The sequence below is a fragment of the Paenibacillus anseongensis genome (genome assembly GCF_009757995.1).
Lineage (GTDB): Bacteria > Bacillota > Bacilli > Paenibacillales > NBRC-103111 > Paenibacillus_E > Paenibacillus_E chondroitinus.
The window spans coordinates 64,549-87,361 of sequence record NZ_WSEM01000031.1; the positions used below are offsets into that span (position 1 = coordinate 64,549).

22 protein-coding genes are annotated in these 22,813 nt (G+C 44.5%); 3 read left to right on the top strand and 19 right to left on the bottom strand.

All coding sequences use genetic code 11. From position 1 onward, the window contains the following. The first annotated feature begins 2 nt into the window (after positions 1 to 2). Positions 3 to 884, top strand: a complete 882-nt coding sequence (locus GON05_RS29690) for a carbohydrate ABC transporter permease (protein WP_157324354.1) — start codon at positions 3 to 5, stop codon at positions 882 to 884. Positions 885 to 908: 24 nt separating this feature from the next. Continuing rightward, positions 909 to 2,543 carry a type 2 periplasmic-binding domain-containing protein gene (locus tag GON05_RS29695; protein ID WP_157324356.1) on the top strand — a complete coding sequence of 545 codons (1,635 nt, stop codon included), beginning with the start codon at positions 909 to 911 and terminating at the stop codon, positions 2,541 to 2,543. Between the two features lie 90 nt (positions 2,544 to 2,633). Here the strand turns inward: GON05_RS29695 and GON05_RS29700 are convergent, their stop codons facing one another. The 6 genes from GON05_RS29700 to GON05_RS39955 all read right to left on the bottom strand — a co-directional run bounded on the left by GON05_RS29700 (position 2,634) and on the right by GON05_RS39955 (position 8,206). Then, a complete protein-coding gene (locus GON05_RS29700) occupies positions 2,634 to 4,064 on the bottom strand; it encodes an aldehyde dehydrogenase family protein (protein ID WP_157324357.1) in 1,431 nt (476 codons plus the stop codon). A 40-nt stretch (positions 4,065 to 4,104) separates the two neighbouring features. Continuing rightward, positions 4,105 to 5,271 carry an MFS transporter gene (locus GON05_RS29705; protein ID WP_157324359.1) on the bottom strand — a complete coding sequence of 389 codons (1,167 nt, stop codon included), beginning with the start codon at positions 5,269 to 5,271 and terminating at the stop codon, positions 4,105 to 4,107. A gap of 51 nt (positions 5,272 to 5,322) precedes the next feature. Next, entirely contained in the window at positions 5,323 to 6,204 is an 882-nt protein-coding gene (locus GON05_RS29710) for an oxidoreductase (protein ID WP_157324361.1), read from the bottom strand. 321 nt (positions 6,205 to 6,525) lie between these two features. After that, positions 6,526 to 7,089, bottom strand: coding sequence for a TetR/AcrR family transcriptional regulator (locus tag GON05_RS29715; RefSeq protein ID WP_157324363.1), 564 nt, complete (start codon positions 7,087 to 7,089; stop codon positions 6,526 to 6,528). Positions 7,090 to 7,151: 62 nt separating this feature from the next. Further along, the gene (locus GON05_RS29720) at positions 7,152 to 7,481 is read right to left on the bottom strand and encodes an antibiotic biosynthesis monooxygenase family protein (protein ID WP_157324365.1); all 330 of its coding nucleotides are present in this window, start codon (positions 7,479 to 7,481) and stop codon (positions 7,152 to 7,154) included. 131 nt (positions 7,482 to 7,612) lie between these two features. Then, positions 7,613 to 8,206, bottom strand: coding sequence for a TetR/AcrR family transcriptional regulator (locus GON05_RS39955; protein ID WP_309491779.1), 594 nt, complete (start codon positions 8,204 to 8,206; stop codon positions 7,613 to 7,615). Between the two features lie 239 nt (positions 8,207 to 8,445). Here GON05_RS39955 and GON05_RS29730 point away from each other — a divergent pair, with 239 nt between their 5' ends. Beyond that, positions 8,446 to 9,585 carry an NADH:flavin oxidoreductase gene (locus GON05_RS29730; protein ID WP_157324367.1) on the top strand — a complete coding sequence of 380 codons (1,140 nt, stop codon included), beginning with the start codon at positions 8,446 to 8,448 and terminating at the stop codon, positions 9,583 to 9,585. 68 nt (positions 9,586 to 9,653) lie between these two features. On the opposite strand, the gene GON05_RS29735 is transcribed toward GON05_RS29730, so the two are convergent. The 13 genes from GON05_RS29735 to GON05_RS29790 all read right to left on the bottom strand — a co-directional run bounded on the left by GON05_RS29735 (position 9,654) and on the right by GON05_RS29790 (position 22,791). Continuing rightward, the gene (locus tag GON05_RS29735; RefSeq protein ID WP_157324369.1) at positions 9,654 to 10,247 is read right to left on the bottom strand and encodes a dienelactone hydrolase family protein; all 594 of its coding nucleotides are present in this window, start codon (positions 10,245 to 10,247) and stop codon (positions 9,654 to 9,656) included. A gap of 170 nt (positions 10,248 to 10,417) precedes the next feature. Continuing rightward, the gene (locus GON05_RS29740; RefSeq protein ID WP_157324371.1) at positions 10,418 to 11,392 is read right to left on the bottom strand and encodes an SDR family NAD(P)-dependent oxidoreductase; all 975 of its coding nucleotides are present in this window, start codon (positions 11,390 to 11,392) and stop codon (positions 10,418 to 10,420) included. Positions 11,393 to 11,526: 134 nt separating this feature from the next. After that, positions 11,527 to 12,501 (bottom strand): prenyltransferase/squalene oxidase repeat-containing protein, encoded by a 975-nt coding sequence (locus GON05_RS29745; RefSeq protein ID WP_220138833.1) that lies wholly within the window; start codon positions 12,499 to 12,501, stop codon positions 11,527 to 11,529. A 56-nt stretch (positions 12,502 to 12,557) separates the two neighbouring features. Beyond that, positions 12,558 to 13,463, bottom strand: a complete 906-nt coding sequence (locus GON05_RS29750; protein ID WP_157324373.1) for an alpha/beta fold hydrolase — start codon at positions 13,461 to 13,463, stop codon at positions 12,558 to 12,560. A gap of 68 nt (positions 13,464 to 13,531) precedes the next feature. Next, positions 13,532 to 14,173: a PadR family transcriptional regulator gene (locus tag GON05_RS29755; RefSeq protein WP_220138834.1), complete on the bottom strand. Its 642-nt coding sequence runs from the start codon at positions 14,171 to 14,173 to the stop codon at positions 13,532 to 13,534. Between the two features lie 135 nt (positions 14,174 to 14,308). Continuing rightward, a complete protein-coding gene (locus GON05_RS29760; protein ID WP_181646214.1) occupies positions 14,309 to 14,647 on the bottom strand; it encodes a VOC family protein in 339 nt (112 codons plus the stop codon). Between the two features lie 26 nt (positions 14,648 to 14,673). Continuing rightward, positions 14,674 to 15,645 carry an aldo/keto reductase gene (locus tag GON05_RS29765; RefSeq protein ID WP_157324375.1) on the bottom strand — a complete coding sequence of 324 codons (972 nt, stop codon included), beginning with the start codon at positions 15,643 to 15,645 and terminating at the stop codon, positions 14,674 to 14,676. Positions 15,646 to 15,680: 35 nt separating this feature from the next. Continuing rightward, positions 15,681 to 15,842 carry a hypothetical protein gene (locus GON05_RS38895; protein ID WP_181646215.1) on the bottom strand — a complete coding sequence of 54 codons (162 nt, stop codon included), beginning with the start codon at positions 15,840 to 15,842 and terminating at the stop codon, positions 15,681 to 15,683. 57 nt (positions 15,843 to 15,899) lie between these two features. Next, the gene (locus GON05_RS29770) at positions 15,900 to 17,708 is read right to left on the bottom strand and encodes a sensor histidine kinase (protein ID WP_181646216.1); all 1,809 of its coding nucleotides are present in this window, start codon (positions 17,706 to 17,708) and stop codon (positions 15,900 to 15,902) included. A gap of 24 nt (positions 17,709 to 17,732) precedes the next feature. After that, positions 17,733 to 19,169 carry a response regulator transcription factor gene (locus tag GON05_RS29775; RefSeq protein WP_157324380.1) on the bottom strand — a complete coding sequence of 479 codons (1,437 nt, stop codon included), beginning with the start codon at positions 19,167 to 19,169 and terminating at the stop codon, positions 17,733 to 17,735. Between the two features lie 158 nt (positions 19,170 to 19,327). Then, positions 19,328 to 20,902, bottom strand: a complete 1,575-nt coding sequence (locus tag GON05_RS29780) for an extracellular solute-binding protein (protein ID WP_157324381.1) — start codon at positions 20,900 to 20,902, stop codon at positions 19,328 to 19,330. Positions 20,903 to 20,953: 51 nt separating this feature from the next. Further along, positions 20,954 to 21,784, bottom strand: coding sequence for a carbohydrate ABC transporter permease (locus GON05_RS29785; RefSeq protein WP_157324439.1), 831 nt, complete (start codon positions 21,782 to 21,784; stop codon positions 20,954 to 20,956). A 56-nt stretch (positions 21,785 to 21,840) separates the two neighbouring features. Beyond that, the gene (locus GON05_RS29790; protein ID WP_309491778.1) at positions 21,841 to 22,791 is read right to left on the bottom strand and encodes an ABC transporter permease; all 951 of its coding nucleotides are present in this window, start codon (positions 22,789 to 22,791) and stop codon (positions 21,841 to 21,843) included. Between the last annotated feature and the right edge of the window lie 22 nt (positions 22,792 to 22,813).

A 22,813-nucleotide genomic window follows, 5' to 3' on the forward strand; every position in this document is an offset into this window, starting at 1 on the left:
CAATGAATCAAAGCTGGATGGATCGGATTTTTATCATTTTGGTATATAGCTTCTTAATATGTGTCGTGTTGGCCGTGCTGTACCCTTTGTATTTCGTTCTGATTGCCTCGTTCAGCAGTCCGCAGCTTGTACTAAACGGAGATATCTGGATTTGGCCGAAGGACCTGTCTTGGAGAGGTTATGAGAAGTTGTTTCAGAACAAGGAGATCATGCAGGGCTACGGCAATACGATTCTGTATACCGTGACGGGAACGGCCATCAATGTTGCGCTTACCGTAGCGGCGGCGTTTCCTTTATCACGGCGGAATCTGGTTGGCCGACATTGGATCTCGGGTTTCATGGTGTTCACCATGTTCTTCAGCGGAGGACTCATCCCTACCTATCTATTAATGAAGCAGCTCGGGCTATTGAACACTTACTGGGTCATGGTTCTCCCAGGCGCGGTTTCCGTATGGAACATTATGCTGATGCGCACTTTTTTCCAAAATGGACTGCCCTTTGAGCTGCAAGAAGCCGCCGCCATTGACGGTTGTTCAAATCTAAGAATCTTATGGCGTATTGTGCTTCCATTATCTGCGCCTATTCTAGCCGTTATGGTGCTCTTTTATAGTGTCGGGCATTGGAATGCCTACTTCAATGCGTTGATCTATCTGTCGGATCGGGTTAAGTACCCGCTTCAACTCATTTTACGAGAAATTCTAGTACAAGGTGAGACCAAGGACATGGTTGACGTATCGGAAGGATCCTTGTCCAATTCCGTACTCGATGTAGAATCTATTAAGTATGCTATTGTGATTGTAGCGAATTTGCCCATACTCATTTTATATCCGTTCCTGCAAAAATATTTTAACAAAGGCGTGATGGTCGGCGCCCTCAAAGGATAATATGATAACGGAGGTAGTTTCATCATGAAAGTAACCAAAACAACAGCCTTAGCCCTATCCGCCCTGCTTACTCTCGGAGTGATTAGCGGTTGCGGTGACTCTGAAAATAAAGGAAATACCGCTAAATCCGATGAAAAAGCGGCACAAAATCTGAATGCCACCGGTTTTCCAATTGTGAATGAGAAACTTCATCTCACCTTGTTTACGGGCAAATCCCCTCAGAACGGCAACAAATTTGAAGATACAACGGTTTGGAAAGAGTATGCCAAGATGTCCAACATCGATGCTGAGTTCCAGTTGATTCCTTTTGAAAGTCTTACGGAGAAACGAAATCTGGCGCTGGCTAGCGGCGATTATCCCGATGCCTTCTATTCCGCGAGGGTGCCTGTATCGGATCTAATGAAGTACGGCAGCCAAGGCGTTTTCCTCAAGTTAAATGATTTGATCGAGAAAAATGCGCCTAACTTCAAGAAGCTTTTGGACAAGTATCCTGATCTGAAAAAGGGATTGACCATGCCGGACGGCGGTATCTATTCCCTGCCATCCTTCTATAGTCCCGAATTCCTGCCTATGCTTATCGGTACGCCGCTATGGATTAACAAGAACTGGCTGGATAAGCTTAATATGAAGGAACCTGAAACGACAGAGGAGTTTTATACGTATTTGAAGGCTGTCAAAGATTCCGATTTGAACGGCAATGGTCAAAAGGACGAAGTCCCTTTAAGCGGAATGTTCGGTATCCAAACGATACAACGCTACATCGGCGGTGGATGGGGCTTCGGAAATCGCGGCGCAGTTGCTCACCCTTACGTGGACGTAGATCCCGCTTCCAACAATTTGAGGTTTTATCGTACCGATCCGAAATATAAAGAAGTGCTGCAGTATATGAACAAACTGTATGCCGAGGGCCTGATTGATAAAGAAATCTTCACATTGAAAGATACGGCGCTTTATGCCAAAGGTGAAAAAGGTCTGCTGGGATCGGCATTCGTCCCTCATCCGCAAGCCGTTATGAATCAAAAGGGTTATGTAGGTCTTGGTGCCCTTAAAGGTCCTCATGGGGATCAGTTATATGTCTCTGTGAAAAATCCTATCGCATGGCCTGGAGCCTTCGTCATCACAGATAAAAACAAAAATCCGGAGGCTACACTACGCTGGATGGATTACTTCTATGGCGATGAAGGAGCTACCTTCTATTTTATGGGACAAAAAGATGCCACCTATACCCAAAATGCTGACGGTAAACTGGAGTTTACAAACGAAGTGAAAAATAATCCGAACGGACTGACCCTCGATCAAGCGGTAGCCAAATTTACGACATGGCCAGGAGGCAGCTATCCGGGATATGTTCAGGAGAAATATTTCAAAGGCTCTGAAAGTTTGCCGGAATCCGTTGAGGCAGGTAAAAAAGCATCCAAAAACCTCATCAAAGAAATGTGGTACAGCTTTAATTTTACAGAAGAGGAAACCGCATTTATGAGTTCCAAAGGCGCTGACATCCAGAAATTCATCACCGAGACCGAAGCTAATCTTATTAACGGCACAGCTTCCTTCGACGACTGGGACAAGTATGTGGCTACTGTAGATAAAATGGGCGTAGCCCAATATATGTCCATATATAAGGCTGCCTATGAAAGATATTCCGGTGGCAAACACTAGAAGTTAATTAGTTCTCAATACAGAGTGTAATAAAAGGGATCAAGCTCTTGCCAACAGACAAGAACTTGATCCCTTTATGCGTTCAAAGTCTTACATTAGAAGATCAAAACCGGTAATCGTTTTGGTTTCTAAGCAATCTTCCAGACCATAGATGCCGTATTCGCGGCCGATTCCGGAATGTTTGAAACCGCCGAAAGGTGCTTTCATTTCAAAACCTGCCCCGTTGATGAGCACCACACCCGCTTGGATACGGGACGCCAATTCGTTCGCTTTCTCCAAGTTCGACGTGCTGATATAAGCCCCCAAACCGTAGTCCGTGTTATTGGCCATCACAACGGCTTCTTCCTCGTTTTTAAAGGTTAAAATCGAAAGCACAGGTCCGAAAATTTCTTCCTTCGCGATCGTCATCTCTTCCGTAACGTTAGCAAATACCGTCGGTCTGACAAAGTTCCCCTTTTCCAACCCCTCCGGCTGGCCTTCACCACCAACGACCAACTCAGCACCCTCTTGAATGCCCGATAAAATGTAACGCTGCACCTGATTATACTGTTTCTCCGTAACAAGAGGGCCAAGAATCGTATCTGCTTCAGATGGAAGCCCGACTTTGATCGACTCTACGGTTTCTCTTGCCAGTTTCTTAACCTCTTCCAACCGGTGCTCGGGAACGAACAATCTAGTACCGGCAACACAGGCTTGCCCATTGTTCGTATAACACGATCTGACCGCGGCAGGGATTGCTTTGGCAAAGTCCGCATCGTCGAGAACGATATTCGGGGATTTGCCGCCAAGCTCTAAAGTAACACGCTTCATGGAGTCTACCGTAGCTCTGCGAATTTCTTTTCCAACCCGTGTTGAACCGGTAAAATTAATCATGGCTATGTCCCGATTACGCGTAAGTTCGGCCCCCACTGTAGCACCAAGACCATTCACGACATTGATTACGCCGGCTGGGATGCCTGCTGCATGGAAACATTCCGTTAACAATTGCGTCTGCAGGGCGCTTAATTCGCTCGGCTTAATCACAACCGTACATCCCGCTGCTATCGCTGCACCTAGTTTGGCCGTAATCTGCGAATAACTTGCATTCCAAGGTGTGATAATTCCGATAACACCTACGGGCTCGGAAACAACTTTAGCTTTGCCGATCATATGAACAAAATCGAACTGCTCCAACGCCTCTTTGCTGTCCATCAAATTAGCCGCGGCCAATTTGACCCTCCCGGTTGAAGCCATTCGAGGGGCACCGTATTCGAGGATATTCGCTTCCGCCAACTCATCAATTCGATCCAAGATTGCGTCGTTCAAACGCTGTAACATGGCGGACCTTTCTTCCACAGATGTTCTTGAAAAGGTAGCGAATGCTGCTTTCGCCGCCGCTATGGCAAGCTTAGCATCTTCTTCATTTCCGAGCGTTACACGGCCAAAAACTTCTCTTGTAGAAGGGTTAACCAACTCCAAATGGTCCGTACCTCTTGGAGTTACAAACTTTCCATCTATATAAATTTTATCTATGTTTCTCATACCAGACACCTACTTTGTTGTAGTTATTAACGTTGTAATCTTAAGAAATGGATTGCACGGCTCCGTTTTTCCGGATTCGAGCAATTGGCAAGTAGACTACGGCACTTACAGCCAAAGCTGCAGCTATCACCATAAATACACCTCGAGTTGAATCCGTATGAAGCAGCAGTTCTATCCCTTTAACAAATAAAGGGCTGAGGAATTGGCAGGCATAAACACAAGCAAGCATCAGTGAAATGGCCGATGTTAAGCTAAGTTTGGGCACAACTTCCGCTGTTTTGATGAATGATAGCGGAAACAGCATGCCCTCTGCCAAACCGATCATGAATACCGCAAGCGCTACACTCCACACCGTGTGTGCAGAACCGATGAGTAGAAAGCCTCCGGCCATCACAGCTAAATCCAGCGGGACGAGCAGTTTTTTTAACATAATGCTTAATCGGGTTACCGCAAGCCCTCCGACGAAAACACCAACTAGAGCGAAAGCAGTCAAGTAACCTACTGAAGCTACGGTGCCAATGCCGTTATTGGACAAATATAGAGAAAGGTTCGTCGGAATCAAAGTGAACATCATCGAATGAAGCCCTGCCGCAGCCGCAACCGCAAAGAAAAACTTCGGAAGCTTAGCCTTCCCTTTCGCCAACACTTCCGTTTGGATCGGAGGAAACTTAGGTAAAAAGGCGATGACCAAAATAAATAACACAACGGCATACAAATAAGTTAAAAACACGTCTCGCCATCCAAAAGATGCGATAATTCCGCCAAAAGATAAAAATATAGCTCCACCGATGCCATTAATTGAAGTCTGTATACCATTCATGCGCGATCGTTCTTTGCCTTGGAAATTCTCCGCAATCAAAGCATTGAACGTTGGCGAAATGAGGCCGATGCTGAGACCTAAGAGCGCCCGAAAGACTAAGATCATTTCAAATGAGTTCATGAAGGCCGGACCAACGCCACCTATGATATACATCAGCAAACCTGCTATTAAAATGTTTTTCCGAGAAAACCGTCTGCCTAGATTCCCCGCCATAAATAAGGTCGGCAAAATAAATAGAGAAGAAATGGTAACGACCCACTGTACCAACAGCGCGTTGGTGCCGGGGAAAGCCACAGCCAGTGGTTTAACCGCCGGCGCAGCCATCATCGTTCCGAAGGTGGTCGTAACCGCCATCGATAATAAAGCAATTCTTGCACTCAGTTTCATAGATGCAACCTCTCTCTGATTTTGTATGGCAAATCAGCGTATGTTGCAGGCTTATTTTTCTTCAAACTCGTCATACATGCGCGTTACTTCCGGATCCAACGCTTTGGATGCATAATCCGTTGATTGGCTAAGCGCCTGCCAGCGTTTCGTTTCCGCTAACTTGCCTTGGTCCACCGCGTTTGCGATGGCTACTGCATCGCTTCCGAGCAATAAGCGAAGAGGCGGATTCTCCTCATTGACGATCTGAATGATTGCTTGCGCGGCTTTATCCGGATCGCCGTTCTCTTTCCCCGTTGTATCGCGAAGATGTTTCAGCAAGCCACCTACTGTTGCTTGGTATTCTTCTCTAGGCTCGATATGCTGCATGGAAGAGCCTGCCCAATCGGTTCGGAAACCGCCGGGTTCGATTAAGGTGACTTTTAATCCCAGCGGCGCTACCTCTTTGGACAACACCTCGGAGAAACCTTCCACTGCCCATTTTGCTGCCTGGTAAGGTGCAAGACCTGGTGCGCCTGTTCTGCCGCCGATCGAAGAAAATTGGACAATATGACCATGGCCTTGCTTTCTTAACAAGGGCAGCGCGGCTTTTGTAACGTTAATAACGCCCCAGAGATTTGTTTCCACCTGTGCGCGGAAGTCTTCCATCGACGTTTCTTCTATAGAAGAGACATTACCGTAGCCTGCATTATTAACAAGGACATCCAATCGTCCGAACGCTTCGAAAGCGGCCTGGATCGCGGCTTCAGCCTGCTCGAATCGATTTACATCCAACTGCACGATCCGAACCTGGCTGCCATAACGTGCTGCAAGATCAGCAATCTGCTCTGTATTACGAGCTGTAGCGACAAGCTGATCTCCTTTAGCCAATACCGCTTCGGCAAGACTGCGACCAAACCCGCGTGAACTCCCTGTAATCAACCAAACTTTAGACATATAATATTGCCTCCTTCATTTTGTTTGGAATATTTGTTCCATAGCTAATATACTCCTTGGATAACGTTTGGTCAATACATTTCGGAATTTTTATTCCAACCAAATACAGGAATTCAGAAATACAGCCCGGAAACAGCATCCTGAAAGCGAAAATAATACAAGATTTTCAAGGCCCCAAGAGGATTAGTCGCTCAATTAGTGGAATTTAAATTCCATTAACGAAATTCAACACACATAAAATGCGATTGACTTTGGAATTTATTTTCCGAAACTACACAAAAAAACAGCCCACGGAACCTAACAAGTTCCTAAGACTGTTTTTCAGACGAGAATTGCTTTCCATGAAGCTTCCATAATTTGTTGAATTTGGAGCTCGTTCATCGGATATTTCTTTACGTAGTATCCTTTTAGAATTGAAGCTATCATCCCGTGCATGAGCTGGTGACACAAATGAGAGTCCATTTCTTTCAAAATTCCCTGCTTTTGTCCTTCAATAATCAAGGAAATAATCACATCACGGGAGTTATGGGCATCGTCCATCGCGCGCAACTCAGGTGAGATATACGGTGAATAGGAGAAGCTGTCGATAAACATGAATTCTTTGGGACAATGAATGCCGAACTGCAGTCTATTTAACTGAAGACACCTAAATCGCTCATACAGGCTTGATGCAGGATTATAATCCTGCATCAAGTAATCTCCCATTAACATCCGTGCTTCTTTATACACTGCATTAACCAGCTCTTCTTTATTTGCAAAATAGTTATACATCGTGCCAGACCCTACATTTGCTCGCTTAAATATTTTGGAGAAGGTAACCGACTGAAGTCCCTCTTCGTCAATTAAGTCGAGTGTGGCGGTCATTATGTCCTGTTTCTTGCTCATGGATTCCACCTCTTGGCACTAACATTAGTACGACCCCGAGGTAGATGTCAAGTAGGAAGACCTTATTCCGCGGCGGGTTCAAAAGTTTTGACAACTTCATAGCTGCCCGGTTCAAACTTTGCTATCGTCATTGCCTCCTGAAGATACGGGAGAGGTTTTGGGTCATTTCGCATTGCTTGGTAATCTTCCGCACTTCTCCATTGCGCATACATCGTTACTTTCGTCCCTTCTGTCCCGCGGTGCAAACTGCAAGAAATAAATCCCGGCGCATATCGAACGGAGACATCTGTTGCGCTAGTAAGTAAATCGATGAGACGATCCTGATTTTCCGGTTCCACCGTGAACACATTAATAAAAGTAAGAACGTTATTGTTCGTGGATATCACTGTCATACATTTAACTCCTTCATGATTTATTCTCGCGTAGCTTGTGCTTCATGCCATCATCCTATACACGCAGTATCAGATTCGAAAAATCAAAAAAGCCCGCAATTTATGCGAGCTTTTTCTATGTTATTTTTTAGTTACACGCAAATCTCTCTCTCAACGAAAGCACTTAAATGTTCATATATAAATCGGGAGTGAGATTGCTCTTGGCGCAGTTTGTTCATCAGAAGTCCGCCTTCGCAAGATGAAATCATGATCGAGGCTACCTGATTTGTATCGATATCTCGCTTGAACTCGCCCTCTTGAACACCTTTTTCCAAAATGTCTACTAGAACATTCGTGATGTAACTCATTCCATATCGCGCCTGATTCTGAAGAAGCTCCGACAAGCCATCATACACTTCTACCGCAACATTGATGATCGGACATCCTCCTGGAAGCGTCGAGTCATCAAAAGAACAATAAGCGTCAATAAAAGCTAGAACCCGGTCTTTAGAACTGGTATGAACCGAAATCGCGTTCTGAATATATTGCTCAAAAATAGTCAAACAATACTCGAACGCCAAAGATACCAATTCTTCTTTATCTTTGAAATGATTATATAAAGTTCCCTTCTTCAAGCCTGTCACGGCCATAATTTCCGAGAGGGAAGTAGACATGAATCCTTGCTTATTCAGTAATAAGGCCGATTGTTCAATAATGTACTGTTTGGTTTGCTCCCCTTTACTAATACGAACACACCCTCTTGCTTTTCAATATTAGTCACATTATTGCTTCTTCCAGTCATAATGTCAATGAAAATAGCTAGGTAAACTTTTCAACAAAAAAAGACAGACCGGTCGTATTGAAATTTTTGAAAACATCCGTTATGATAAGCTCATGTCAAACAAACGCCAGCCAAAGTCGACAAAGCTAGCTTTTATCATGACTAATGAAATTATAGAAACTCACTATTAGGAGGAATTTTAATATGAAAAAAACACTGGATCCACTCTTCAAACCGTTTGTTTCAAAAAAGCTAACGCTGAAAAACCGCATTGTGATGTCTCCTATGACGCGTTCGTTTTCCATTGACGGGATACCTGGTGAGCATGTTGCTCAATATTACCGCCGCCGCGCAGAGCATGAAGTTGGCCTCATTATTACCGAAGGTACTGTCGTAAATGATCCTGCATCCGCGGGTCACCCTAACAATCCTAGATTCTATGGCGATGATGCCTTAAATGCCTGGGCGCATGTGGTTAAGGAAGTTCATGAAGCAGGCGGCAAAATCTTCCCGCAAATTTGGCACGTAGGTATGGTACGCGCAGCTGTTGACGACATGTTCACTGTCACGGACAAATCTACGCTTCCTAATCCCGAAGCGCCGGCGGTTGGTCCCTCCGGTATTGAAGTTTATCGTTTGGAAGAGGAGAAAGGCGAAACATTAACAGAAGAAAGAATCCAATCCATTATCGCTGCTTTTGGCCAAGCGGGTGCCGACGCCAAACGCCTTGGCTTTGACGGGGTTGAAATCCACGGGGCAAACACTTACCTGATCGATCAATTCTTCTGGGAGAAAACAAACAAACGGACCGATAAATATGGCGGTGATCTTGTTCAAAGAACTCGCTTTGCAGTAGAGGTTATTGAAGCCGTTCGAAAAGCGGTTGGCCCTGATTTCCCCATTTCCTTCCGTTTATCACAATTCAAATATGGGGAGCACCGCTCTAACTTATTCAACACGCCGGAAGAACTCGCTATGTTCATTAAACCGTTGTCCGATGCCGGTGTAGATATTTTCCATACGGCTACATTCCGTTTCTACAAGCCTGAGTTTGAAGGCTCCGATTTGAACCTTGCAGGTTGGATCAAAAAGTTAACAGGCAAACCGACTATCTCCGTTGGTTCTGTGGGACTGCCTTTAGATCTCGGTATGGCAGCAGTGGAGGATACCGTTGAAGACAACCTGGACAAACTCGTTCAAAAAATAGATGATGGCGAATTCGATTTGATCGCTGTCGGCCGTTCTTTACTCTCTGATCCGGCTTGGGCAACGAAAATGCGCGATGGACGGAGGGATGAAATCATTCCATTCAAGGGCCTTGAATCGTTTGCTACTTTGTCTTAATGTAAAAAAACAAAACTCGATTTGCTCGCGGTTCTAGCGAGCAGTCGAGTTTTTTGTCGGTGTCTTTTTCATCGGAGCTCTTTTTCATGCAAACCACGGAGGAACCCAAGCACACGTTGTAAAAGCAAAGCCGTCGCGTCAGCATCATACGAAGGTAAGCTGCTGTCAGCAAAGTAGTGTTGATCGCCCGGGTACAAAAAGAGTTCGGCCTGATTGGCCGAAGCGACAAGCTCACGAGCCGCTTCCAAGTCGCCTTCGTCAACAAAATACGGATCACCATCCATGCCGTGAATCTGAATCGGCAGTTCCGCTGGCCAGGGAGATCCGAACATTGCAGCCGGCACGCAGGAGTAAAAAAGCAGCGCGCCAATAGCGCCCTCCCGAGTCTGAGCGAGCTTCTGTGCAGGCAAGACGCCCAGCGAAAACCCCGCATAAACGATGTCACTCGGAAGCTCATGTGCCACACGAGTGCCGCGCTCCATCATCTCTTCAAATCCGATCTCCTTAACATAGGCCATGCCATCCTTGATGGTCGTAAACACATGACCTTCGTAAAGATCAGGAACATGTACTGTATGTCCCTCTTTTCTCAGCTCGTCAGCAAAGCTGTGAATTCCCTCAGTCAGCCCCAGTGCATGATGAAATATAAGAACCTCGGCCATTTTTCTTCCCCTCCTACGTTAAGTTCTGAAATTATACTTCTATTGAATCCAGTGGAACTCCTTTTCGCGGACCCTCCACCTGTATAATTCATCCTTTGTTGTCTCAAATTAATCATTAGTGCTTAGAAGAAAGCGCAGATATCAGCATAACAATTATATTGATTAATCAATTACTTTTGTTTAAAAGAATCCTTTCGCTTTTGCAAAACCCTAACCGTCGAAGTTATCCCTTCCTTGAACGATGTTGCTACGATCGGTCCGATCAATCGTTTGTATTTTTCTCCGCTCAACACAAGGGGCTCCTCGGTTAAATAAAGCATCTCGACGACTTCTTTCATCACAGGGACGCTCATGCCAATCAACGACAGACCTAATTTTTTTAGTGGGATGACCGGTTTAGCGATTCCACTTGCCGATCGGGCAATTCGCACGATCTCTCGTCCTGAGATAAGGCCAGAACCCGGAATATGCCAGTTCTGTCCGTAGGCGAAATCTTTGCCTGCCAATTCGGCAACCATCGCAGCGGCATCCGGTAAATAGACGAATTCGCGGGGGACTTGCATGTTGCCGATGAAAAAAGCCAGTTTACCCGCCGCGATCGCCTCCAAGGTTGAGCCTAAATAGGAGGCTTCATTAGCCGTTGGCCCGTAGTAGTCAGGCAAGCGAACAATCATGACTTGAGCTTTGGTCCATCGCTGGCTAAACAGCATCCGTTCGTAGTCAAGCCTAACGTTTCCTTTTATCGTATGAGGCTGTTTGGGATGATCCTCTGTAACCAGCTCCATTTGTTTTCTGCCATATGGATAGATCCCGTCAATTGCTACAACTTTTATAGTGAGCCGTTCCGCGGCCTCCATCACAGACTCGCCTAAAGGAATCAGCTTGTTGACCATCTCATGATAAGGTACATTCGCACAATGGAACAGGACGTCAGCCCCGCCCGCTTGGGCTACTATATCCTCAGGTCGCATAGCGTCTCCTACAGATAGAGTCAAATGCTGCGGATTTCCAAGCTTTCTGGCGAACTCCTCTAATTTCTGGCGAGAACGTCCAAATGCAATGGTTTCTACACCTCTTTTCACAAGTTCCTCTGTGATCGCCGCTCCCGTGCCACCCGTTGCTCCTATTACTATCGCTTTTTTCATTTTATCAGCTCCTGTTTCAATATTTGTGATTGATCAATCACTAACTTGATTTCATCTTATCATTCGGTTATTGATTAGTCAATCACTAATTGGCAAAAAAAGAAACCCACAGCAACAGGCTTAGGGTCTAAAGTTTATATTTTAAAAGTGGGCTTGGAATTTCGTGATGAGTACCAATCAAGCACTCGCAAGGCGCGAAGCGTATTCCAACGACTCGGCTCGCCTTCAACGCTTTCCATGTCAAAGTGAACGCGATCGGAATGCGCATTCTCAAGCGGCCATTTTCCGCTCCCGTCTTGTTTCTTCGCTACCAGACTGACTGCCTCGGCGACTCTTTCATCGGGTTTGACACCTGCGCTGCGTAAGTAATCCAAGCCGCGCAGTACATCATAATGCCACGTCGTCGGAAACGAAAACCGCGTCCAATTGAGGTCGATCACTTCGCCCGACGACAAAGACCTTAACATGCGGCGCTCCAATAGATACTCATGGGCCCGGCTACGAGCTTCCGTCACTGCCGCCGTTTCTCCCTTTGCTTTCTCATACTCCAAAAGCCCTTCCAAGACACAAATCGTGCTGTGAAAAGAGGAACGCCGACTTGTAGGAGCGTTGCAATTCCAGCCTCCGTCCTCTAGCTGCTCGCCAAGGAGTCGATCAACTAGCCGAGCGCTGCCTTCCCCAAAGTAGGAACCTGCGCCGAGTATCCACCCATTGACGCAGGGTTCGGTCTCGCCGTCAAAGTACGGCAGGCCTCCCATTGGCTCCGGCCAAATGATGTTGTCACGCACAAGGCCGATGGATCTCCGGGCTTCCTCCCCCGACGGATCCAGGCCCAGGTCCTTCAAAAGCAGCAGCGTGTAGCTCGTGCATAGCCAATTCCGTGCGTCGGCTTCGCCACCCCAGTTGCCCTTGGAAGATTGCAAGCCAAGCACCCTGGCGCCCCAACCTTCCGTTGCAATCCGCGATCGCTCAGCAGCAACACGGTCATCGGACTCTTGGGTTAAGTCACGCATCACTTGCCACCGAATTGCAGGGTCCCCGCCAAGCAGCCAATCTATGACTGATTCCTTGGACATATGCATTTGCCCTTCACGATTTTCAATAGACATCTAATGATTCTCCTTCATGAGTCAAATTTTCCTGCTATCTCCATCATCGACTTCATCTAGGCAAAAAAACGCCGCAGCTCTTCCGCCACCTTTTCCGGCTTACCTCCCCGATTCGTTTGGCTGACATCGCATGCTCCTCCGTGATCAAGTCCGGGCACTTCCACTCTTGTAGCCTGAGGCAGCACTTTCTCAAGAGCGTCAAGCGAGGGCTTCAGATATGACAATCCTTTACTGCCGCCAAGCAGCAAAGCATCGGCATTCAAGGTTCTAAATCGATCCACCTTGCCGGTCATCTCAACGAGTAACTGACCGTCATAATGCAACGTCGATGCGAGCATTCGCATTGTTACATCGTCTTTCTTCGCCTTCTCGCTCTCGCTTTGCATCATTTTGTTGGTCATGGACTCGAGCAGCCACCGGGGGATAGCGTTAAGCACCGGTCCACCCAGCTGCAGGCCTTTCAAGCACGTGACGAGAGAGGCGGCTGTCTTGCCTTCGGCGATCTCCCTGTCATAACGAGCTAGCCATTTCGTCCTCTCGGAGTTCATCAACAACGCCGGTTCATAGAGGGCAACCTTCCGAATAGCCGGCAGGGCACGCGCTGCTTCGAGCGCAATAAGCCCTCCTGAGCTGATCCCGAAGACAAGGCTGGCACCTGATAGGGTCAGGAGTGCCTCCAAATCTTCGACTTCCTTCCGGATACCGTAGTCTTCACCGAAAGGTCCGCTAAGTCCACGGCCACGGCGGTCAGGCACGTAGACCGTGAATGTATCGGCTAGCCGCACCGCAAGCTGCGTGAAGTTTTGTGACGATAAATTGGCGCCATGTACCACCACGACGCCCGGTCCTTGACCATATTGCCGATAACCAATTGTTGTACCGTCTCTGGATATTACAGAACCTACTGTATGAGTCGCCTCGATCATCGTTGCGCTGGATTGAATAACGGTTGCGTTCATCATTCCAATCTCCTCCTCAGAAGTTGCTCTTCATTTGAACCGTATAAGTTCGTATGCTTATCCCTTCGATGCTAATTTGGACTACTTAGCCGCGCTGCTATTTGGCTTATCCATTCCTCGTTCCAGGAGAGTTCACCCGTGCGTAAGTCTTCGATGACAGCCCGCAGCCATTCAAGTTCTGCCTGCAATAAGGCTCGGCTATGCTCAACCTCTAGCATGAACAATCGGGGAACCGACTCCTTGTACTTCAGTAACTGCGCATCTGTGCGTTGGATCTCCTCCTGAAGAGCTCCTTCTCTCCTCTCAAATTGCCGCTGAACGTCTTCAGGAGTTAAAAGCGTAAGAAAAGAAATCGCTGCGGGAAAATCCGGATATTCCTGAGACCGGGCCGAAAGCATCTCCCTAAGCCAAATCTTTGATGTTTCCCTGCCTTCTTCGGTCAATTCGTAAACGGTTCGATCAGGGCGCCCCCCCTCACTTAAAGTTCCTTGAACTGAAATGAGTCCCTCCCTCAGCAAGCGGTCAATGGTCTGATAAATACTTGTACGCTGGCGGACGTTAATGACCTCATCCTTCCCTCTTTCTTTAATAAGCTGTTGCATTCTGTAAGGATGCATGGGTTCCTGGGCCAGATTGGCGAGAATTGCTAACGCAAGGGGTGATCGTTGGGGTTTATTGGTTTTATTCTTCATAGTTATAATATTACTATTCATTTCATAACTATGTCAATGGTTTTACTTAATAATTCCCAAAATAAGTAAGCCGCCCAATCCGTTCTCTAGGCAAAAAGAAATAAAGCAGGCACCGTTATGGCGCCTGCTCTTCATTCAATTTCAACTATCGTCCTATCAACATAGTACCTCAACAGTAAATCCGCCAGGTGCTTGCACATAGAACGTCCAAGCGTGCGATCGTTGCGGAGGGTTTACATGAAGACCATCATCCTTCATGCGTTGATAGATCTCGTTCACCCGAGCTTCGCTTTCTTGAATAAAGCCGATATGAAAAGTGCTTGGGTAGGTGACTTGGTCGCCTTTCATTAAGGTAAGTACTAAGCCACCATCGTCCAATAGGACAGCGAATCCATTGCCGCGCGTGTGTTTAACTTCCATACCGAAATATTTCACAATGAAATCAATAGTAGCTTTCACATCACTGACAGTTAAATTAAGATGATTTAGTTTCACTAGTGCACTTCCTTTCCAACTAATTTTCAGTGAATCCCTCGCAATTCCTGAAAAATCTGATCGTCTAACCGTACATCGCCAGCAGCACAGGAATCTTCCAGCTGTTGAATCGTTTTGCAGCCGGATATCGGAAAGACAGGAAACGGATGAGCAAGCAAGTAGCCAAGAGCGACCTGTGTCATCGTGAGATCCAGCTGCCGAGCGAGTGTTTCAACACGCTTCAGCTTAAGCAAATTACTTTCATGACACAGATTCCATATTTTTTTATTCTCTGGGCTAGGCTGAAGCAGCTTTTCGCTTTGATAGCGACCGCTGAAAAAGCCGGATGCCTGTGAATTATAGGGGATCGCAGGCAGCCCTGTACGTTCGTGATACGCCAACTCGCGTTCATCTAACGTCACCATCATAGGATCGTTTGCAGGAGGATACGAAGCAAGGCTCCACTTGTTTTGGCTGGCTGCAAAACTTTGCAGCCCTTTGTTTGCTGCATATTGACGCGCTGCTTCTATGCGATCCGATCGCCAATTAGAGCAGCCAAAATAGCGGATTTTTCCCTGCTCCACCAATGCATGCATAGTATCCATAATTTCCTCGACCGGTCGCTGCGGATCATCGCGATGCAGCCAGTACAGATCGATATAATCCGTTTGCAAGTGGCTGAGGCTCATGTCCACATCAGCATAAATATCTTCCCGGCTTAAACGCGGTATATGCATAGTCTCCAGTTCGGGGTGTGCCCCTTTGGTAGCCAACACGATACGACTACGGTTATTACGCAACTTCAACCATTGGCCAATAAGCTTTTCACTGCGGCTTCGCTCGCCTGGCACCCAATCGGAGTACACTTTGGCCGTATCGAGAAAATTGCCTCCCCTGTCCAAAAAGCGATCCATCATCTCAAAGGCATTTTCTCGGCTCACCGATTCACCGAAATTCGAAGTGCCTAGGCAAATGACGGATGGCGTTAAGTCTGTGCCGGGTATTTGTTGGTTTCTCATATAAACCTCCCTAAGCTTATACGCGAATTAATATTTTATGCGTGATATTTTCCGACAGGAGCATTTAATACCCACTCCAACATTTCAATTTTGGCACGAATTTCTTTGATTTCGTCAGCATTATCTGCTGGGTTGAGTCGCTGCACCATCTGTTCCAACTGATGCATCATACGCTTAATCTGATCTTCCGATCTCATGCTACATTCCTCCAAAATAGTACTCCCTCAATGATACCGCCGCGATGCCTGCAACTCCTAATTACTTATAGAAGGAATCTTCACTATCACCGTGGTTCCCCGCCCCAACTGGCTTTCTATGTCTACCCCATATCCTTCTCCAAACATCAGCTTAATCCTGTTATTGATATTGGAAAGACCGATGCTTTTCCCATCCGGACTGTTCTTGACTCTCTCTGAGTAGTCCATGTTCAGCTTCGCTTTTATCACTTCTAGTTCATCATGACCAATCCCGATTCCGGAATCCGTTATTTGAAAACAGACATCCCCATCCACATCAATCTGACCGTTTACATGTAAACTTCCTCCTGCATCCCTACGCTCAAGGCCATGATAAACCGAATTTTCAATGATAGGCTGCAAAATCATTTTAGGTGTTTTCATTTGCATGATCTTGTCATCCACATGTACTTTCATCATAAACTTGTTCTCATATCGAATGGAAATAATATTCATATAGGCCTGCACACACTGAATTTCTTCGCTTATTTGCACGAGCTCATCCTCTTTAATGCTGTAACGGAATATTTTCGACATTGAGGAAGTAATCTGGGCAATTTCCTTGCTGCCATATTCGAGCCCGATACTGCTTATGCAATTTAATGTATTATACAGGAAATGCGGATTGATTTGACTTTGCAAAGCAGAAAATTCAACTTGTTTTTTGCTAATTTCCGACTCGTACAACCTTGCCTGCGTATTCAAGATATTGCTGGCCATCTCTTCCATTTGGTCAATCATGCTGTTGATATCATAAGCTAGAACACCAACTTCATTCGTTGAGCGCACTTTAATTCGAAAGCCCATGTCTCTTTTCCCAATTCTTTTCATATCGGCAACAAGCCCCATGACAGGTCGTGTCAAATTATTCAGGAAAAAATACCCCAAAATAATTAAACTTAGAATGATACCGACGCCTGCTATAATGCTAACATTTTTGATCGCGTTCATGTCGGTTGTCAATTCGTGCACCGGAATAATACTAACGATCCGCCAGCCGTCTGCTTGCTCCAAATCTTTCTCCTGAACGATGACGTCTTCCCCGTTGATATTGGTTTTGACGCCATTCGTTAAACTATCCCGATCTACAGAGAGTATGTCTTTGAATAAAATGCCGCGGAAGTTCGTATTATTCGATGCGATAACTTCATTTCGGCTGTTTAATAGATACAAAGTAGAATTAGGCGTCAGATCCGTATTTTTAACCAATTCTTGCAACCTATCCGTATTCACCATAACCGAACAATAGCCAGTTTGCTGTGAAAAACGAACCCCGCCAATAGCTTCAATGATAGGTGCTATATAAAAGAAATATTCGCTTCCTGTTTTTTCGTCTTTGAGAATATCCGTATACATGCCTTTTTCAACAGATTCACTGTCCAGCTTATAAGAATTAATAAATTCAGCATATTGATTGAAAAAAAATATATCACCATTTGACGTGGCTAAACTGTAAATTCGTCTTCCTTCGCTATCATTAATTACGATACCATTGACATACGAATTAAAGGACCTCATGTATTCCATGAGATCAATAACGTAAGCCCCGATATCAAATGCTCTTTTATAATCATCATCTGCAATGGTAAATTCTTGGATCTTTTTATTGTTAACGACGATGTTTGTGCTTACTTCTAAATCATTAAATACGGTATCTATCTTCTGGCGTGTTTGTTCAATGATTTTATTACCGTAATTGGAAGCTCTTTTTTGCGTTAGATCATAGAAACTGTAATAGAAATACAACTCCATGGATGTAAATATGATGATTGAAAAGGTAAATATGAGTAATATCTGATGTTTTAGCTTAAGTCTACTAATCTGCACAATCCCCACTCCGATCGCTAACCATCAACTTTTTCTAAATTTCGTAGGCGTGATCCCGCATTGTTTCTTGAACACTTTGTTGAAATAGTAATAGTCAAAGTATCCTACTTTCGTTGCCACTTCTTCAATGGATAATTCTGTATGTTTTAAAAGCTCGCACGCTTTTTTTACTCTCAATTCTGTGACGTATTCCGAGAAGGTTTTGCCCAAATTTTTCTTGAAAAATTGGCAGCAGTAGACTTGGTTGATGTAAAATTTGGCAGACAAATCTTTCAGATATAATCTAGATTGATAATGAGTGTCGATATATTTAACCATCTGGCTAAAATAAGCGTTGATATCCCCCTCATTTACCGTATGGCCGTTCAGCTGTTTGATGTAGATCAGAATATCATATAAAAAACTGCATAAGGACTCAAAGTTCTCAAACCGTTCTTTCAGTTCAGCGTAATTCAGGAAATCAAGCTCCATGTCTTTCAACTCTTCATAATAGGTGCCAACCAACACACTAACCACTTGATTCCATAGGTATACGACCTCTCCCATACCCAGGTGATTTTGCCTGAAAAAGTCTACGACTCTCTCTATGCTGTACTCCATTTCATCAAACTTGTTTTCTTGGATGATGGTAGAAATTTCGTCTATGAACGGCTTCACCACCGTAAACTTTGGCTCATATACAAACACGCCTTTTTCTTCATTTAAAAATATTTGCGACGCTGCAAGATCTGCTTCCTTAATCAACTTGGCCATCTGTTCATAATTCGTTGAAATGCTGCTGATTCCTATCGCTTTTATATCTAATCCCTCGAAAATGGTGTAATCCAAATCATGTTCCAACTCTGATTTTTGATCGCTTTTTAGAATATATAACGTCTTTCTTGATCCAAAATCAATTTCCAATGTCTGTTTTCGATCGAAAAAGTTTAAGTTCTTATGCTCCTTGTTCTCACTATTGGAATAAAGGATAAGCACACGAAAATAATCGTCCGATGAACGATCAAAGAAGGGTGTTAACCGATTTAATTCACTTTTATCCGGTAAAGTTAAAGCCTCCAGAATCAGGTTATTCCGAACACTTCGCTTCTTGGAAAAATGCAGAGACAGCTTTTCGATCAACGGATCAGCCATATCAATATCTATGGGCTTGAGGAAATAATCCAACGCCCCATATCTTAAGGCTTCCTGCGCATACGCAAACTCCGCGAAACCGCTTACAACTACAAACTCAGCATCCAATTCCTTTTCTTTGGTCATCCTCATGAGCTCAAGGCCGGAAATTTCGGGCATTCTAATATCTGTAAAAATAAGATCAGGGCACTCCTCGTTGATGAACTCGATTGCTTTATGGACACTTGTGAACGTACCTGTTATTTCGAAACCATATTTTTCCCAGTTAAATACATTCTTTATCCCTTTTATCGCCCATGGTTCATCATCTATAATAATAACACTGTACATAAGTACCCCCTAGATAGCTGATCTACCCTAATCATTCATTTTATCTGCATACCGGCGAGATAACAAGACTGTTAGACTTTTCATTAGAAAGGCCTATGGACATAGCTTCATCATGTCCATAGGCTTTTACTTCATATATGTCAACCTCTATTTGATAACTACTTCTTATTCGCTTGTATGTCCTTGTACAATTTTACATTTTCATCCATGACGGCTTGCCCACCGGCTGCCATATATTCAGCAACTAATTTGTCATACAAAGCATCGAATTCTGCCGGCTTACACACGATAAGTTTGTCTGTCATCGTTTTGTTCAGATCCCCAAGTGTTTTGCCAAACTTAATATTGGACTCATTTGGCGTCTCATAATAGTAACCTGTATACGTATCTGTCGTATTGATCTGGTAAGATTTCTCAGCTACAGCTTCGTATCCTGGAGCGGAAGCAGCTAAAGCCTTAATATTCTTCTGTTGATCGCCAAGCTCCACACCATTCACAACCAGCGTATAATCAAGATTTAGGTAACTCGTTTGCATATTATCACCCGTTTGAGTAATCACTTGCGGCATATCATTCACCATCTTGTGGTTAACTCCCTCCTGGCCGTATTGCAGGAAGAATAAGACTTTAGGGTCGGACATCCAGTTCAAATACTTGATGGCCAGCTCCGCATTTTTACTGCTCTTCGGTATAAAAACATTCACGCCATTTTCATTGTACGCGATTTTCTTATATTTCCCTTCATAGTTTTTGAAGGTATCAATAGGAACAAAGTTCGCAGTAGGCACATTTGTTTTTAGTGGTTCACTAATATTTTGTCTTAGCGGATAATCCCAGTTGGCACTGAAGAATCCGACTTTCCCATTCGTAACATCAGCATCAGCTTGTTTGGCTGTTTTGTCTAGAGCAAAATCAGGGCTGATTAATTTTTCGTTATAAAGCTTATTCAGGAACTTTAATGCATCCTTATTCCCGGGTTTTAGCCAGCCTGGCATCGTGACGAATTCTTCCTCCGACTGTTTGCCCCAGAAAGATTCGGTTAAATTACCAAAGCCATAGTTCATACCGGTTGCTGCCAATCCCCACGGAATGACGCCATTCACGCCACCCGGATTTTTATCTCTGAAAGCAATTAATGTGTTATATAATTCATCTCTCGTCGTAGGAACCGGCATGCCCAATTTATCCAGCCAATCTTTTCTAATGAACATACCGCCCCAAGCCAGTGAAGTCCTTTTCGCAGGTATCGCCATCTGCTTCCCATTATATTGTCCATAATGAAGAACCGTTTTGCCCAAGTAATTCGTTAACTCCTTACCACTCTTAGCCAATAGCTCATCCAAGGGTTGAATCCCATTAATTTTGGCGTATCTGGATACGGTTGCACCGTCATACGTAAAGGATATATCAGGCGCCTCGCCTGAAGCCATCAATACATTGAGCTTATCGATTTCCTGCGATCTAGGCACTGGTACAAATTTCACAATCGCATTGTTCGCTTTGCCGAAATTATCATTGATATACCGTGTCCAAGTATTATTGTTCAAATCCGGCTGGCCTTGAATCCCTCTATCAAAAACTTCAACCGTTAGTGTAACCGGCGCTCCTGAAGCTGTTGGAGCCGCTGTTGAAGCTGACTGGCCCGCTTTGGTTTGATCGCTGCCACATGCAGCCAGCGCGCTGGTGACCAGCGTTAAAACGGGTACTAAAGCCAACATTTTTTTGATTTTCATTGTAACCTCACCCTTTATCCATTTTGTTTTTTGAAAATTCCTAGCCCTTTATCAACCCTTAATTGCCCCTGTCATGACACCTTCAACGAAGTACTTTTGAAGTTTAGGATAAACAATTAAGATAGGAACCGTTGCAAACATGACACTCGCAGCTTTCAATGATTCAGGAACAATAAAAGCGCCAACACTGCCTTCGCCTTGCTGAGTATCTAACTGCTGATTCGCAGTTATGATCTGGTACAGTTTTAACTGCATCGGGTACAAGTTCTTGTCTGTTATATAAAAGAGTGCATCTTGGAAGCCATTCCATCGGTCAACCGCATAAAATAGGCTTAAAGTTGCGATCGAAGGCATCGAGAGTGGAAGAATAATGCGAAACAGGATGCCCAGTTCATTGCATCCATCAATGGATGCCGATTCTTCCAAGCTTTCTGGAAGCGATGCAAAAAATGTTTTGAGGATGATCAGATTGAACACACTCATAGCGCCAGGCAAAATCAAGCTCCACATCGAATTCATCAAATCCAGATTTTTCACCAAGATATAGCTAGGAATGAGACCTCCACTGAAGTACATCGTAATGACTAAAATGGTTAATACAAAGTCCCTTCCCTTCAATCTTTTCTTTGTAAGCGGATACGCAGCACAGATAGTTAAAAACATACAGATGATTGTATACAAAATGGTCAAGACAATCGTATAACCAAGCGTATAAATCATGTCTACATCACTTAAAATTGTTTTATAAGTTTCAAGCGTGAATTCTACCGGCCACAGGGAAACTTTCTGAGAAATGATGGCATTATTCGAGCTAAGAGAAAGCGCAATCATATATAAAAATGGAACAAGACACGTTATGGCTACACCTATAATGAATAACATAATAACAATATCTACTACATTTATTTTTTGCTTTTTAATCAATTAACTCACACTCCCTACCATATTCCCTGCTCACCGATTTTTTTGGCAATAAAATTTGCTGTTACTAAAAATATCAAACCTACGACGGATTGAAATAACCCAACGGCTGTTGCCTGCGAGAAATCCCCAGACCCGATTCCTATGCGATACACATAAGTACTGATCACATCGGAGTATTCACTAACAAGGGAATTCCCCATAACAAACGGGCGATCGAATCCAATCGAGATCATTCTGCCAATTTGCAAAATAAGCAAGATAATAATGGTCGGCTTAATTCCTGGCAGTGTAATATGCCAAATCTTACGAAGCCTGCTGCACCCATCAATATCGGAAGCCTCATATAATTCCTTATTGATTCCGATAATGGCGGCTAGATAGATGATTGTCCCCCATCCAACACTGTGCCATACTCCAACAGCGACATACATGATCAGCCAATTCATTTTCTGAGACAGAAACTCAATGCTGCCCAATCCAAGGCTAGACAAGACGCTATTTGCCATGCCGCCCGTAGAAAACATCAAGTATACCATACCTCCGATAATGACCCAAGATAAGAAATGAGGTAAATACAAAATCGTTTGGGTTATTTTTTTAAATCTGACAAACCGGAGTTCGTTCAACAAAATGGCTAATAGGATGGGTGCAGGGAATCCTGCGATTAAATCCAGAAAGTTCAAAACAAGGGTATTCGTAAGTGCACGGTAGAAACTGTTCTGTTCAAAAATGAATTTGAAAACATCCAGCCCAACCCACTCACTCCCGCTAATGCCCTGGAAAATGTTATAGTCCTGGAAAGCCATCAATACACCGTAAATGGGAGCATATTTAAAAATAAGGATATACGCCATTGGCAGCAGTAAGAGTAAATATAAGAGAGAATCTCTTTTTATGCTGCGTAGGAAACTGTTTTTCTTTTTTACTGTTACGTTCTCTCTGTAGTCTCCTAAAACCGCTTTCACTTTCATCATCCCTCTTTCCTTT